Annotated in this window: 11 protein-coding genes; 5 read left to right on the top strand and 6 right to left on the bottom strand. The window is 71.2% G+C overall.

From position 1 onward, the window contains the following. Positions 1-87: 87 nt before the first annotated feature. A complete protein-coding gene (locus ACFV9H_RS04570) occupies positions 88-723 on the top strand; it encodes an NTP transferase domain-containing protein (RefSeq protein WP_385393221.1) in 636 nt (211 codons plus the stop codon). 251 nt (positions 724-974) lie between these two features. Continuing rightward, positions 975-2,594: a malate synthase A gene (aceB, locus tag ACFV9H_RS04565; RefSeq protein WP_385393219.1), complete on the top strand. Its 1,620-nt coding sequence runs from the start codon at positions 975-977 to the stop codon at positions 2,592-2,594. Between the two features lie 124 nt (positions 2,595-2,718). Here aceB and ACFV9H_RS04560 read toward each other — a convergent pair whose 3' ends face one another. Beyond that, positions 2,719-4,227, bottom strand: a complete 1,509-nt coding sequence (locus ACFV9H_RS04560; protein ID WP_385393216.1) for an NnrS multi-domain protein — start codon at positions 4,225-4,227, stop codon at positions 2,719-2,721. A gap of 344 nt (positions 4,228-4,571) precedes the next feature. On the opposite strand from ACFV9H_RS04560, the gene ACFV9H_RS04555 reads away from it, so the two are divergent. Next, positions 4,572-5,693: a GDSL-type esterase/lipase family protein gene (locus tag ACFV9H_RS04555; RefSeq protein ID WP_385393511.1), complete on the top strand. Its 1,122-nt coding sequence runs from the start codon at positions 4,572-4,574 to the stop codon at positions 5,691-5,693. A 56-nt stretch (positions 5,694-5,749) separates the two neighbouring features. Here ACFV9H_RS04555 and ACFV9H_RS04550 read toward each other — a convergent pair whose 3' ends face one another. Beyond that, positions 5,750-6,133 (bottom strand): VOC family protein, encoded by a 384-nt coding sequence (locus ACFV9H_RS04550; RefSeq protein ID WP_385393214.1) that lies wholly within the window; start codon positions 6,131-6,133, stop codon positions 5,750-5,752. Positions 6,134-6,244: 111 nt separating this feature from the next. On the opposite strand from ACFV9H_RS04550, the gene ACFV9H_RS04545 reads away from it, so the two are divergent. Next, complete coding sequence (locus tag ACFV9H_RS04545) at positions 6,245-6,838, top strand: 3'-5' exoribonuclease domain-containing protein (RefSeq protein WP_385393212.1); 594 nt, start codon at positions 6,245-6,247, stop codon at positions 6,836-6,838. Between the two features lie 21 nt (positions 6,839-6,859). On the opposite strand, the gene ACFV9H_RS04540 is transcribed toward ACFV9H_RS04545, so the two are convergent. Next, the gene (locus tag ACFV9H_RS04540; protein WP_385393210.1) at positions 6,860-8,866 is read right to left on the bottom strand and encodes an ATP-binding protein; all 2,007 of its coding nucleotides are present in this window, start codon (positions 8,864-8,866) and stop codon (positions 6,860-6,862) included. Between the two features lie 149 nt (positions 8,867-9,015). On the opposite strand from ACFV9H_RS04540, the gene ACFV9H_RS04535 reads away from it, so the two are divergent. Continuing rightward, complete coding sequence (locus ACFV9H_RS04535; protein ID WP_385393208.1) at positions 9,016-10,095, top strand: Lrp/AsnC family transcriptional regulator; 1,080 nt, start codon at positions 9,016-9,018, stop codon at positions 10,093-10,095. A gap of 120 nt (positions 10,096-10,215) precedes the next feature. Here ACFV9H_RS04535 and ACFV9H_RS04530 read toward each other — a convergent pair whose 3' ends face one another. From ACFV9H_RS04530 to pucL, 3 genes are all read right to left on the bottom strand, one after another. Next, entirely contained in the window at positions 10,216-11,622 is a 1,407-nt protein-coding gene (locus tag ACFV9H_RS04530) for a nucleobase:cation symporter-2 family protein (protein WP_385393510.1), read from the bottom strand. A 377-nt stretch (positions 11,623-11,999) separates the two neighbouring features. Then, entirely contained in the window at positions 12,000-13,403 is a 1,404-nt protein-coding gene (locus tag ACFV9H_RS04525; RefSeq protein WP_385393206.1) for an 8-oxoguanine deaminase, read from the bottom strand. A 204-nt stretch (positions 13,404-13,607) separates the two neighbouring features. Further along, positions 13,608-14,531 (bottom strand): factor-independent urate hydroxylase, encoded by a 924-nt coding sequence (pucL, locus tag ACFV9H_RS04520; protein ID WP_385393203.1) that lies wholly within the window; start codon positions 14,529-14,531, stop codon positions 13,608-13,610. Between the last annotated feature and the right edge of the window lies 1 nt (position 14,532).

Below are 14,532 nucleotides of genomic sequence, written 5' to 3'. Positions count from 1 at the left end.
CATCGGGGCCGCGCTGGCCTCCGTACGCGATGCCCTGACGCGGCGCCCGAAGGAACGCGGATCCGCGCGGGAGCGAGAATCGGTGACATGCCGGCCAACACAGACTCCCCCGCCCCCACCGCTCCAGCAGCCGATCCACCGGTGATCGCGGGTCTCCTCCTCGCGGCCGGGGGCGGCCGCCGCCTCGGCGGCCGCCCCAAGGCCCTGCTCCCCTACCGCGGGCGCCCGCTGGTCGAGAACGCCGTACGGGTGCTGCGCGAGGCGGGCTGCGGGCCGGTGCACGTGGTCCTCGGCGCCTCCGCGGCCGAGGTCCGCGAGCGGGCCGACCTGGCCGGCTGCCTGGTCGTGGACAACCCGGACTGGGCGGAGGGGATGGGCTCCTCCCTGCGGGTCGGCCTCGCCTCGCTGGCCGGTACGGGCGCGAGCGCGGCCCTGGTCTCGCTGGTGGACCAGCCCGGCATCGGCCCGGCAGCCGTGGCCCGGGTCAGGGAGGCGTACCGCTCCCCGGCGAGCCTGGTGGCGGCGGCGTACGACGGGGAGCGCGGCCATCCCGTGCTGTTCGGGGTGGACCGGTGGGCGGACATCGCGGCGACGGCGACGGGTGACAAGGGCGCGCGGGTGCACTTGACACGACATGCCGGGGAGCTCGTCCTGGTGGAGTGCTCGGACATCGCGGAGGCCTTCGACATCGACACCCCGTCCGACCTGGCCCGTCTGACCTGAGCACGGTGTGACGATAGTGGCACTGAGGGCCACGGGAGAGTGGAATCTGTCGACCCAGAGAATCTCGACATCAACAAACCATTGAACTTCCACCATGAGGAAATTACTATCCACTGGTCAGAAGCGCCCTGAACCACAGACGGCGCCCGCGACCGTATTCCGGAACTCTCCACACCCGACGGCACTGCGTGCCGTCCAGCGCGAGCATTCCCCCGCGGCCGCCAGGCACCGCCGCTGAAGGAGTGACAGATATGTCCGCACCAGCGCCGTCCCCGCTGGCCATCGTCGACGCCGAGCCCCTGCCCCGGCAGGACGAGGTCCTCACCGAAGCGGCTCTCGCCTTCGTTGCGGAGCTCCACCGGCGGTTCGCCCCCCGTCGCGCCGAGCTCCTCGCCCGCCGCGGCGAGCGCCGTGCCGAGATCGCCCGGACCTCCACCCTCGACTTCCTCCCGGACACCGCACAGGTCCGCGAGGGAGACTGGAAGGTCGCCCCGGCCCCGGCCGCGCTGAACGACCGCCGTGTGGAGATCACCGGTCCGACGGACCGCAAGATGACCATCAACGCCCTGAACTCGGGCGCCAAGGTCTGGCTCGCCGACTTCGAGGACGCTTCGGCTCCCACCTGGGAGAACGTCGTCCTCGGCCAGCTCAACCTGATCGACGCCTACGAGCGCCGCATCGACTTCACCGACGCCCGCACGGGCAAGGCGTACGCCCTCAAGCCCGCCGAGCAGCTGGCGACCGTGGTCATGCGCCCGCGCGGCTGGCACCTCCAGGAGCGCCACCTGCAGTTCGAGGGCGCCCCGGCCTCCGGCTCGCTGGTCGACTTCGGCCTGTACTTCTTCCACAACGCGCAGCGCCTGATCGACCTCGGCAAGGGCCCGTACTTCTACCTGCCGAAGACGGAGTCGCACCTGGAGGCCCGCCTCTGGAACGAGATCTTCGTCTTCGCCCAGGACTACGTCGGCATCCCGCAGGGCACCGTCCGCGCGACCGTCCTCATCGAGACGATCACCGCCGCGTACGAGATGGAGGAGATCCTCTACGAGCTGCGCGACCACGCGGCGGGCCTGAACGCCGGGCGCTGGGACTACCTCTTCTCCATCGTCAAGAACTTCCGCGACGGCGGCGAGAAGTTCGTCCTGCCGGACCGCAACGCGGTGACGATGACAGCCCCGTTCATGCGGGCGTACACCGAACTGCTGGTCCGCACCTGCCACAAGCGCGGCGCGCACGCCATCGGCGGCATGGCGGCCTTCATCCCGTCCCGCAAGGACGCCGAGATCAACAAGGTCGCCTTCGAGAAGGTCAAGGCCGACAAGGACCGCGAGGCCGGCGACGGCTTCGACGGCTCCTGGGTCGCCCACCCCGACCTGGTCCCGATCGCGATGGCCTCCTTCGACGCGGTGCTCGGCGAGAAGCCGAACCAGAAGGACCGCCTGCGCGAGGACGTCTCGGTGGCCCCGGGCGAGCTCATCGCGATCGACTCCCTGGACGCGAAGCCCACGTACGAGGGCCTGCGCAACGCGGTCCAGGTCGGCATCCGCTACATCGAGGCGTGGCTGCGGGGCCTCGGCGCCGTCGGCATCTTCGGCCTGATGGAGGACGCCGCCACCGCGGAGATCTCGCGCTCGCAGATCTGGCAGTGGATCAACGCCGGCGTCGTGTTCGAGAACGGCGAGACGGCCACGGCCGACCTGACCCGCAAGATCGCGGCCGAGGAACTGGCCGCCATCCGCGCCGAGGTCGGCGACGAGGCGTTCACCTCCGGCAAGTGGCAGCAGGCCCACGACCTCCTGCTCCAGGTCTCCCTGGACGCGGACTACGCGGACTTCCTGACGCTCCCCGCGTACGACCAGCTCGTCGGCTGACGATGTCGTCCCTCGGCTGACCTCGCACAGCGGCCGAACCGACCGGCTCCGCCCCCGCTGCCCAACGGCACGGGGGCGGAGCCGTTCCCGTAGGCCGGCGTTCCATGCCCGCGTCGCCCCCGGCTCACCCGGGCGGCGGCGGGCAGGCGCCTGCCGGCTCCTCGGTCGGAACGAGCCGGACCTCGTCCGCGGGCTCCTTCAGCGGGGCGTCCGTGTCGGTGTTCCACAGCAGGGCCATGCCGTCGGCGACGCCGAAGAACAGGTACGGCCGTGCCGGGTCGAGCAGGCCTCCCTCGGCGTTGAGTTCGGCCACCGGGACGGTCGGCTGCACGCACATCCAGTCCGGCTTCACCCCGAAGTACGAGGGCGCCTGGCGGCGCTGCTCCGCGGCGGCCTTCGTCGCCTCGACCGCCCGGGCCGCGTTGTCGAGGGCCAGTCCCCCGAGCGAGACGACGACCCCGACGTAGAGCAGGACGTACGTCAGCACGTTCAGGTGCTCCCCGGGCCGGGTGAACGGGAAGTGGAGGTGCTTGGCGATCCCCCACAGCGCGGGACCCAGCAGCCCCACCCCGAGATACGACACCAGCTTCGCCCCGGCCGCGACCTGCCACAGTCCGGGGACGTCGAGTTCGTCCGGGGTGAGGTCGAGACCGTCCCCGTACAGTCCGTGCAGCACCGAACCGGAGGCGACGACCAGCCCGGTCACCAGGGTCACCGCGAGCGGCACGGTGGCCGTGAGCCATTCCGTCCAGGTGGTCCACTGACGCACCAGCAACCAGATCCCGACCACGGTCACGGCCACCGCCGCATCGAGCAGCATCGCCCGCGGCGTCCACCCGCCGAAGCCGGGCCCCCGCACCCACACCAGGCTCAGCAGCAGGACGGCAGCGGCGCAGCCGCCCGCGAACCCGAACAGGCGCCCCCGCGACGCGAAGAACCGGGTGGCGCAGACCAGCGCCCGTACGAGGCAGCCGCAGCCGATGGCCAGGAACACCCAACGCGCCGGACCGTGGAGCTGCCGGAAGCAGCCGACGGTGAACGCCATCGCGAGCAGCCAGCCGAACATCCGCGCAAGGCGCCGGTTGAACTCGTCCTCGCGCGGCAGCTCGATCTCGCGCATCCCGCGCCTCGGGGACATCCGCACGTCGAGGTCCGCCCGGGCGGGCGCGCCGCCCGGCAGGCCCATCCGGGCCAGGCGCCTGGCCTCCGACGGAGTACCGAGCGCGATGGACCCGGTGTCGTACCGGCCTGCCCGCTCCGCGGCGCGGATCCGGCCACCCACAGCACGCCGCGGGTCCGGCCGGTGGGCCGTGGTGTGGGAGCGGTACTCCTCCAGCTGCTCACGGTCGGTGTCCACCAGCTCGGTGCGGCGTACGTACATCTCCAGTACCGCCGTCCGCGCCAGCCTGCGGACCCGCCAGCCGGCCGCGCGCTCGGTCCGGCCGTTGCGCGCCCCGAAGAACCGGACCTCGACGACGAACAGCCGCGCCCCGGGATCCGCGGTGAGCACTCCGGCGGACGGGCCCTCGCCCCGCTCGAATTCGTCGACGACGGGCCAACCCTGAAGGGCGAACTGAGCCCTGGCCTCCTCGAAGTCCCGCTGCTCACCCCTGACTTCGACCAGGGTGAGCACCCGTTGATCACACCGTCGCCGCATCACCGGGCGACTGTACGGGGGACCGGCCATGGTCCGCCGGCAATTCGGCCACGTAGGCGGAGTGCGGAGGAGGAACACGGGCGGACCGAACGATCGATCGGTCGTTACTCGTTCGTAACTTGCCTGTACCTAGCGGTAACAAGCGGCGGCGTGGCACCTTTCCGTTGCCACCGGCCGGCGGTACCCCCACTTCACAGCCACGCGACGGAGTCGTTGCCGACTTCGGCGTGGCCGAACGCAGGAGTTCCGCAGTGATCGGATTCCGCACCGCAAGCAAGGGCCGGGACCGCCGTCGTGTGCGACGACTGGCCGGGGCCGGGATGGTTCTGCCGCTCGCCGTCGGCGCGCTGCTGGCCGGCGGGGCCGGCACGTCCGCCGCCAGTTCCGGGAGCGGCCCCACCGCCGTCGTCTCCATGGGCGACAGCTACATATCCGGTGAGGCCGGGCGTTGGAAGGGCAACAGCCTGACCAATACCGGGAGTCGCAACGGGACCGACCGGGCCTGGGTCAGCGGCAGCGTGTACGACCCGGCCAAGGTGTACGGGACCACCGCCGGCGGGTGCCACCGCTCGGACTCCGCCGAGGTCCGCAGCGCCGGGGCGATCGCCGACGTGGCGGTGAACCTCGCCTGCTCCGGGGCGATCTCGCAGAACGTGTTCCGTGCGGCCAACGGCGGTGTGGCCTTCAAGGGCGAGGCCCCGCAGGCCGATCAGCTCGCCGCGGTGGCCGCGAGCCACGACGTCAAGGTCATCGCGCTGTCCATCGGCGGGAACGACCTCGGCTTCGCCGACATCATCAAGAAGTGCGCGCTCGACTTCAGCCTCTGGTACTCCTACTGCTACGACGACCAGCAGGTCGCGGTGGACGGGAAGATCGACGCGGCGATGGCCGGCGTCGGGAAGTCCGTGGACGAGATCCGGGCCGTGATGCGCGCGGCCGGGTACGCCGACTCCGCGTACCGGATCGTGCTCCAGTCCTACCCGTCGCCGATCCCGCGCGGCGCGGAGAACCGGTACACGCAGAGCGACTGGAGCCGGCTCAACACCGGTGGCTGCCCCTTCTGGAACCGGGACTCGGACTGGGCGCGGGACTCGCTCGTGCCGCAGATCGCGAACCGCATCAAGGGGGTCGCCGCGGCCAAGGGCGTGCAGTTCCTGGACCTGCGGGACATGCTCCAGGGCCGCGAGGTGTGCGCCAAGACCAGCAAGCTGGTGAGCTCCACGGTGCCGGCCTCGGCGCAGACGAGCGAGTGGGCGCGCTGGATCGACAGCAGCGAGACCCAGAGCCTGGTCCAGGAGTCCATGCACCCGAACCACTACGGCCAGCAGGCGGCCGGCCGCTGCCTGGCGCTGACCGTCGCCCAGCCCGCGAGCTCCGGTGTCAGCTGCAAGAACACCGCCGGCGGGGACGCGACGGGGATGTACCTGACCCCGGCCTCGTAGTCCGCACCCGCCGTAGCCGGGCCGTAGCCGGGCCGTGGCCCGGCCACGGCCCGGTCCTACATGGATTCGTCGAGGACGGACAGGACGTTCCCCGCCGGGTCCTTGAACCAGGCGATGACGGGCCCGCCGCCCTCGCGGACGATGCCCTTGTCGTCGGTCTCGAACCCTTCATAGCGCTCGAAGCGGACGCCTTTCGCGGTGAGGTCGTCGACCGCCTTCTCCACGTCGTCCACGGGGAAGTTGAGGATCGTGAAGCTCGCGGCCTCGTGGTTGTCCTTCGGGTAGACCAGCACCTTCGTGTCGCCCGCGAGGTGCAGGACGAGGTGCCCCATCCGCTCCTCCTCGGTGACGCGCAGCCCGAGCGTGCCGCCGTAGAACTCCTTCGCCTTGCCCAGGTCGTCCACCGAGAAACCGCTGAACGCCTTGGTGTTCTCGAACATGGTCACTACCTCGATCCGACGCACCCCGGTTCCCATTTTCCCCCCGGGCTCGCAGGCCGTCGACCGGGAAATGGGATGATCGCCCCGGCCCCGGCCGGCATGCTCTCGCGCATGGCAGTCCGCAGCGCACGTCCCAGTCTGTACATCTCCGTCGACATCGAGGCCGACGGACCCATTCCCGGACCGTATTCGATGATCAGCTTCGGGGCCGCCGTCGCCGGCCGGCAGGACGGCGGTTCGTATACGGCCGCCGATCCGGAAGACCGGACCTTCTACCGGGAGCTCCGGCCGATCAGCGACGAGTTCGTGCCCGAGGCGCTCGCCGTCAGCGGACTGGACCGGGACCGGCTGGTACGGGAGGGCGCGGATCCGGCACTCGCCATGGCGGAGTTCCGCACCTGGGTGCGGGAGGTGTCGGCGGAGGCGGGCGCGCAGCCGGTGATGTGCGGCTACCCGGCCTCCTTCGACTGGACCTTCCTGTACTGGTACCTGATGCGGTTCGGCGGGGACAGTCCCTTCGGCCACTCCGGCTGCCTGGACATGAAGACCCTGTACGCGACGAAGGCGCGCGTGCCCCTGCGCGCCGCGGTCAAGGGACGGATGCCGCGCGAACTGCTCTCCTCGCGCCGGCACACGCACCACGCGCTCGACGACGCCGTGGAGCAGGCCGAGCTGATGAGCAACCTGATGCTCTGGACGCCCTGACCCCGGCCCGGCGGTGCCCGCTCAGAGTTCCGGGAGCAGCCGGTGGAGCGGGGTGCGGGAGCCCTCACGGTAGGCCGAGCGGAAGGCCTCCGGGGTGAGCCGGGCGCGCAGGAGCCCTTCGGCGCGGGGTGCGCGGGCGGCCGGCGGCCGGGTGCGGGCGACCGATCCGAGCAGCCGCGCGGCCTCGACGTAGTGCCCCTGGTCCGCCTCCAGTTCGGCGAGCAGCGCCGCCGAGAAGGCCTGGCCCAGGTGGTCCCCGAGGGCGAGCTGCGTCCGCAGGGCGTGCAGGAGCCCGGCCCGGGCCGCCGCCGGGCGGCCCTCGTGGCGGTGGACCAGCGCGTGGGCGAATCCGGTCCAGGAACCGGCCCAGGGGTCGGCGGGGCCGCCTGACGGGTCGGCGGGGCCGCCGGGCCGACCGACCGACAGCCCCTCCTCGACCGGGACGGAAGCCGGATCGGTGTACGCGAGGGCCATGGTGTGCGCTGCCCGGAGCGCCTCCCGGCCGGGGCCGAACTCCGGCTCTCCGGGCAGCAGTTCCAGCCCGTCCCGGTACTCAGCGGCGGCGTCCTCGTAGCGGTCCTCCCACAGGGCGATCGTGCCCCGCACGTGCGCGAGGTAGGCCAGGCAGGTGTCCTCCCCCTCCTGTACGGCCGCGCTCCACGCCTCGACCAGCTGGGGGTCCCCCCGGCCGGAGGTGGCGGGAGGAGCGGCGCCGTCCGCCTCGCCGCAGCTCGCCACCAGCCACGCCGCCAGCCACAGCGCGCGGGCCGGCCGCGGCGCGGGGTGCAGCGCCAGGGCCCGTTCCACATGGCGCCGGCCCTCCTCCATCAGCCCGCACGCCGACCACAGGAACCACAGCGACACCGCGATCTCCAGGGCCGCGGCGGGCCCCGGCGCGGACAGCGGGTTCATCGCCACCCGCAGCTCCGGCAGCTCCCGTACGGCCAGCGCCCGCGCCTCCCGCTGCGCCCCCTCCCGCCACAGCTGCCCCGCCCGCTCGGCCAGCACCCGGCAGCGCTCGTGGTGGCGCCGGGCGGCGGTCGCCCCGTCCCCGGCCGGGCCGTGCGCGAGCAGCCGGGCCGCGTGCGCCCGTACGGACAGCGGCAGCCGGTAGCGACCGGGCCCGCCGTCCGCGAGCAGGGCGGGGGCGAGGTCCCGCAGCGCCTCGGCCGCGTCCTCCCGGGTGAGCGCGCCGAAGCCGCACACCTCGGCGGCGGCCGCCGGATCGAAGGAGCCGGCGAAGACGGAGAGCCGCTCCCGCAGCAGCCGTTCGGCGGGCGGGGCCAGCCGGTACGAGCGCTCCGCGTCCACGCGCGTCCCCCGGCCCGCGCCGCCCGCGAGGAAGGTCAGCGGGTCCGCGGCCAGCCGTCGCAGGGCCTGGCCGGGGGCGTACTGGTGCGCGCGCCCCGCGGCGAGCTCCAGCGCGCCCGGGATTCCGTCGAGGGCCCGGCACAGGGCCGCCACGGCGCCGGCGTTGCGTTCGGTGAGCTCGAAGAAGGGGTCGGCGCCCCGGGCCCGCTCCTCGTAGAGGCGTACGGCCGCGTACCCGGCGATTTCGGCCACGGGCATCCGCCGGGCCGCATCGAGGGGCGCCGCCGGCAGCGACAACGGCGGCACGGCCGACGCGGCCTCCTCCCGGAGCCCGAGGCGACGCTGCGAGGTGGCCAGAATCCGCAGCCCCGGCAGCCGGGCGAGCAGCCGTCCCGCCAGGGCCCCGGCCTGCCGGCCGAGCTGCTCGCAGCCGTCCAGCACCAGCAGCGCCTCGCGTCCCGCGAGCGCGGCGAGGAGCTCGCCCTCCAGCTCGGGCAGCCGCCGCGGAGCCGGCCGGGCCAGGTCGACCCAGCGCGCGTCGATGCCGTCACTGCCGGTCAGGGAGCGGACGGTGCGTACGGCGAGCCGGGTCTTGCCGATGCCGGCCGGGCCGGTGAGGGTGACCAGGCGCTCGCCCGCGAGCAGCTTCGCGACGGCGGCCGTCTCCCGTTCGCGCCCGATGAAACTGGACAGTTCCGCCGGCACAGTCTGGCGCATGCCCGAGCCGGCCTCTCCCACAGATCCTCCCCCGATGTCCGACACGTTCCTACAACGGCCCGGTTGAGCTGTTGAATGCAGGAAGAGAGATGATCGGCCGAAAGTCCGGTTGACCGAACGGCTACCGGGAGATCCACCAGGTGAGGGTGATGAAGTCGGCCATTTCCGCCATGGACGACATGGACCGGGCGCTCGTCCACGCACTGCAGCTCGCGCCGCGCGCGAGCTGGGAGCGGCTGGGACCCGTGCTCGGCGCGCGCCCCGACACCCTCGCGCGCCGCTGGGAGCGGCTGACGGAGGCCGGCGAGGCGTGGATCAGCGGGATCGGGCTGCGCACGGGCGGCCGGCCGCCCCACATGGCCTGGGTGGAGGTCATCTGCGCCGCCGGCACCTCGCCGGCGGTCGCCGACACCCTGGTGGACGACGCGCACGCCCTCGCGGTGGAGCACAGCACCGGCGGACGTGACCTGATGGTCTTCGTCGCGGTGCCGGACCTGCACGCGCTGTACCGGTACCTGTCCTTCCGGGTGCAGCGGGTCCCCGGGGTCGTCTCCACCCGGTCCTCGGTGGTCACCGCCGTGCACTACGCCCCCGACCGCTGGCGCCTGGACCAGCTGACCCCGGCGCAGACCGACCGGCTGACCGGGCGGACCGGACGGACCCGCCGCCCGCCGGGCGGACCCGCCTCGCCTGCGCCCCTCGCCGGCGCCTCGATGTCGGAGGAGGAACGGCCGCTCGTGCTGGCGCTGGCCGCGGACGCGCGGCGCAGCGTGGCCTCGCTGGCGCGGGAGTTCGAGATGAGCGAGTCGACCGTACGCAGGCGACTGGCCCGCCTGGAGGCGGGGCACAGCCTGCGCTTCAGCAGCGCGCTCGCCTCGGGGCTGTCGGGGTGGCCGGTCGCGGCGACGGTGTGGGCGGAGGTGCCCGAGTACGAGGTCGCGGACTGCGCGGCGGCGGCCGCGGGGCTGCGCGAGACCCGGACGTGCATGTCCGTCAGCGGGCGCTGGAACTTCATGATCAGCGCGCGGTTGCGGACGGTGGAGGACCTCTCCCGCTACACCGCCGACCTCTCGCGGCGGCTGCCCGGGCTGCGCATCACGGACTCGGCCGTGTCGCTGCACGTGCGCAAGTCGGAGGCGCAGGAGTTGGACCACCACGGCCGTCGGATCCGGACGGTGCCGCCGGACATCTGGGCGGAGCCCGCGCCGGACGCCTCCGGCGTGGTCTGACGGACGTACCGACAGACGGGCGTACGGACAGGCGGGCGCGGAGCCCGTACGGAAACGGCGGTGCGCACGCCACGCCCGCAGTGGGTGGCGTGCGCACCGCCGTACGCTCCGGCGGACCGGTCAGTGGATCGGCACCGGTTCCGGGCCGGCCGTGGCCGCGCCCTTCCTGGCGCCGAGGTGGTTGAAGGCCAGGTTGAGCAGGATCGCGACCACGCAGCCGGTGCTGATGCCGGAGTCGAGGACGACCAGGAGGTCCTTCGGGAAGGCGTGGTAGAACTCCGGCGCGGCGATCGGGATCAGGCCGATGCCCACGGAGGCGGCGACGATCAGGGCGTTCTCGCCCTTCTCCATGGCCGCCCCGGCCAGGGTCTGGATTCCGCTGGCCGCGACCGAGCCGAAGAGGACGATGCCGGCGCCGCCGAGCACGGGCAGCGGGACCACGCCGATGACGGAGGCCGCCATCGGGCACAGGCCGAGCAGGATCAGGATGCCGCCGCCGGCGGCGACGACGAACCGGCTGCGGACCTTCGTCATGGCGACGAGCCCGATGTTCTGGGCGAAGGCGCTGCACATGAACCCGTTGAACAGCGGGCTGATCGCGCTGCCGAGGGTGTCGGCGCGCAGGCCGCCCTCGATGGTCTTGGCGTCCGCCGGACGGCCGACGATCTTGCCGAGCGCCAGGATGTCGGCGGTGGACTCGGTCATGCAGACGAGCATCACGATGCACATCGAGATGATCGCGGCGACCTGGAACTGCGGGATTCCGAAGTGGAAGGGGCTCGGGAAGCCCACCACGGAGGCGTTCTTGACGGCGTCGAAGCTCGTCATGCCCAGCGGAAGCGCGATGAGCGTGCCCGCGACCAGTCCGAGCAGGATGGAGATCTGCTGGAGGAAGCCGCGCAGGAACTTGCGCATGAGCAGGACGATCACCAGGGTGAGGGCCGCCATGCCGATGTTCCGCATCGAGCCGTAGTCGGTGGCGGTGCGGTTCCCGCCCTGCGACCAGTTGAAGGCGACGGGCAGGAGCGAGACGCCGATCAGGGTGATGACCGTGCCCGTGACGACCGGCGGGAAGAACCGGACGAGTTTGCCGAAGTAGGGGGCGGCGAAGAAGCCGATTATTCCGGCGACGATGATCGCGCCGAAGATGATGGGGATGGCGTTGTCCCCCTCCCCCTTTCCGATGGCGATCATCGGGGTCACGCCGGCGAACGAGACGCCGTTGACGAAGGGGAGTTTGGCGCCGATCTTCCAGAACCCGAGGGTCTGGAGGAGCGTCGCGAGGCCTGCGGTGAAGAGCGAGGCGCCCATCAGGAAGGCGGTCTGGGTGGCGGAGAGGCCCACGGCGGGGCCGACGATCATCGGCGGGGCGACGACACCCGCGTACATGGCGGCCACGTGCTGAAGACCGCTGGTGAACATTTTCAGCGGGGGCAGGGTCTCGTCGACCGGGTGTTTCTCCCCTGAGTCGCCTGAGACTTGCGGTACTGCGACTGCGTCTTTGCGAAACCTGGGCACCTGGGCCACGGCTTCCTCCGAACTGTTGAACACGTCGGCAGGGACGGGTTGTGTCTGGGAGGTGATGCGAATGCGAGTCGAGCCTGTATGGAGTTGTGAGTGGTGCGAATGCTTTTCCCAAGGGGTGCGGAAACGTCCACGGAAACGATTCGCCCAAACCGTCCCGCAGTTGATTTCGCGCATGGCGAAGCCGCCGGTCGTGCACATGATGAATCCAGTGGCAGAGCCATGGATGGAGCCACGGGATGAAACCAGTGGCGAGAGTCACCGCTCCCGGGGGCGCCTTCGGAATTCCTCAGGCGCTTCCCGGGAACGGCTGCCACGGACCCCGCTCGGGTCCGTGGCTGCCGGCCGGGGGCCGTCCCCCCCGGCCGGACTCCGTGGGATCAGGCCTGCGCGGAGATCCGCGCGAGGCGCTGTGCCTCTTCCCGGGTGGACACGGCGATGGCGTCCTCGTCGGCGAAGAGAAGGCGGTTGTTCTCGACGATCTGCTTGCCGTTGACGAACGACGCGGTCACCGGTGCGGCCGCACCGAAGACCAGCGCGGTGACCGGGTCGGCGATCGAGGAGTGCAGGAAGGTGTTCAGGTTCCACAGGACCAGGTCGGCGAGCTTGCCGACCTCGAGCGAACCGATGTTGTCGGCGCGGCCGAGGACCTGGGCGCCACCGTACGTACCCAGGCGCAGGGCCTGGCGCGCGTTCAGGGCGCGCTCGCGGTGGACCGGGTTCAGACGGTTGATCAGCAGCGCGTTGCGCAGCTCGGTGTGCAGCTCACCGGACTCGTTGGAGGCGGTGCCGTCCACGCCGAGGCCGACCGGGACGCCGGCGGCCAGCATGTCCGGGACGCGGGCGATGCCGGCGGCCAGACGGGCGTTGGAGGACGGGCAGTGCGCGACACCGGTCTTGGTCCGGGCGAACGCGGCGATGTCGGAGTCGTTCATGTGGACGCTGTGCGCCATCCACACGTCCTCGCCGAGCCAGCCGGTCGACTCGAAGTAGTCGGTCGGGCCCATGCCGAAGAGCTCGTGGCAGAACTTCTCTTCCTCGACGGTCTCCGAGCCGTGCGTGTGCATCCGCACACCCAGGCGGCGGGCCAGCTCGGCGCCCTGCTTCAGCAGCTCGGTGGAGACCGAGAAGGGGGAGCAGGGGGCGACGGCGACCTGGGTCATCGCGTCGAAGGAGGCGTCGTGGTACTTCTTCACCGTCGCCTCGGTGTCCGCGAGGGCACCTTCGAGGGTCTCGACCGCGTGGTCCGGCGGCAGACCGCCGTCCTTCTCGCTGCGGTCCATGGAACCGCGGGCGAGGGTGAAGCGGACGCCCATCTCGGACGCGGCGCGGATGATGGACCCGGACAGGTCGCCGGAGCCCTTGGGGAAGACGTAGTGGTGGTCCATGGCGGTGGTGACGCCGCCCTTGGCCATCGCGGCGAGGGAGCCCTGCGCGGCCGTGTACGTCATCTGCTCGTCGATGCGCGCCCAGGTCGGGTACAGCGCGACGAGCCAGTTGAAGAGGTTGTGGTCGGTGGCCAGGCCGCGCGTGATCCACTGGTAGAAGTGGTGGTGCGTGTTGACCAGACCGGGAGTCACGAGGTGTCCGGTGCCGTCGATGCGGCGGACGACGTTCTCGAGGTTGTCGGGGGCATTGCCCGCGCCGACGAACTCGATCTTGTTGCCGGCGATGACGACGTGACCCGAGGCGTACTCGGCGTCGTTCGCGTCGACGGTTGCAATCGCACAGTTTTCGATGACGATGCGCTCTACTGAGCCGTCATGCGAGGACGAAGCTGCCATGAGACATCCTTGTGCTTTCGGTGGCGGTACGGGCACGGCAAAACCCTGGGGATTTGAGTGCCGGAGCCGGGGGCCTTGGCAGCTGACAGTACTGCCGCCCCATATGTTGCTACCGGGTGCCGATTCATATGGTGAAGAGTGTCGCGCGGTCCCGGGGCCACTGCGGGGCCCCGGGACGACACGTGCCGAGCTTCGACCGGCCCCTTAGAGGTTGGTCATGTCCACGGGGATGCGGGCGTCGACGCCGTCGCGGAGAACCGTGGCCTCGATGAGACCGTAGGGACGGTCCGCAGCGAAGTACACCTCATTGTCGTTCTTGAGGCCGAAGGGCTCAAGGTCGACGAGGAAGTGGTGCTTGTTCGGGAGCGAGAAGCGGACCTCGTCGATCTCCGAACGGTGGTTGATGATGCGCGAACCCATCTGGTACAGGGTCTGCTGCAGCGAGAGGGAGTAGGTCTCCGCGAAGGCCTGAAGCATGTGCTTCTTGGTCTCGGCGTAGGACTTCTCCCAGTTGGGCATCCGCTGCTCGTCGTCCGACCAGTTGAAGCGCCAGCGACCCGACACCTGGGTGGCCAGGATGCGGTCGTACGCCTCCTGCAGGGTCGTGTACTTGTCCTTCACGTAACCCCAGAACTCGGAGTTCGTGGAGTTCATGACGATGAGGTCCTTGAGGCCGGAGATGACCTCCCAGTTCTTACCGTCGTACGTGATCTGGGTGACGCGGGTCTCCATGCCCTTGCGGACGAAGGAGTGGTTCACCTCGTCGGCGCCGATGAACTTGGAGTTGGCGTCGGACGTGGCGATCCGGTCCCAGGCGTACTCCTCGATCCGGATGCGCGCGCGGTGGATCGGCTCCTGGCTGTTGACGAACCAACGCGCCAGGTGGATGCCGAACTGCTCGGCGGACTCGATGCCGTACTCCTTGGCGAACGCGTACACCGTGTTCTTGGTGGTGTCGGTCGGCAGGCAGTTGGCGTTCGAGCCGGAGTAGTGGACGTCGTCCATGTCGCCGGAGAGGGCGACCGAGACGTTCAGGTCCTTGATGTGGTGGGTGTCGCCGTCCCGCGTGATCTTGACTACGCGGTTCTCTGCTTTGCCGTACTGGTTCTGGCCCAGAATGGTGGCCATG

This window comes from Streptomyces sp. NPDC059874 (assembly GCF_042731135.1).
Classification (GTDB): Bacteria; Actinomycetota; Actinomycetes; order Streptomycetales; family Streptomycetaceae; genus Streptomyces.
This window is presented reverse-complemented; position numbering and strand designations above follow the sequence as displayed.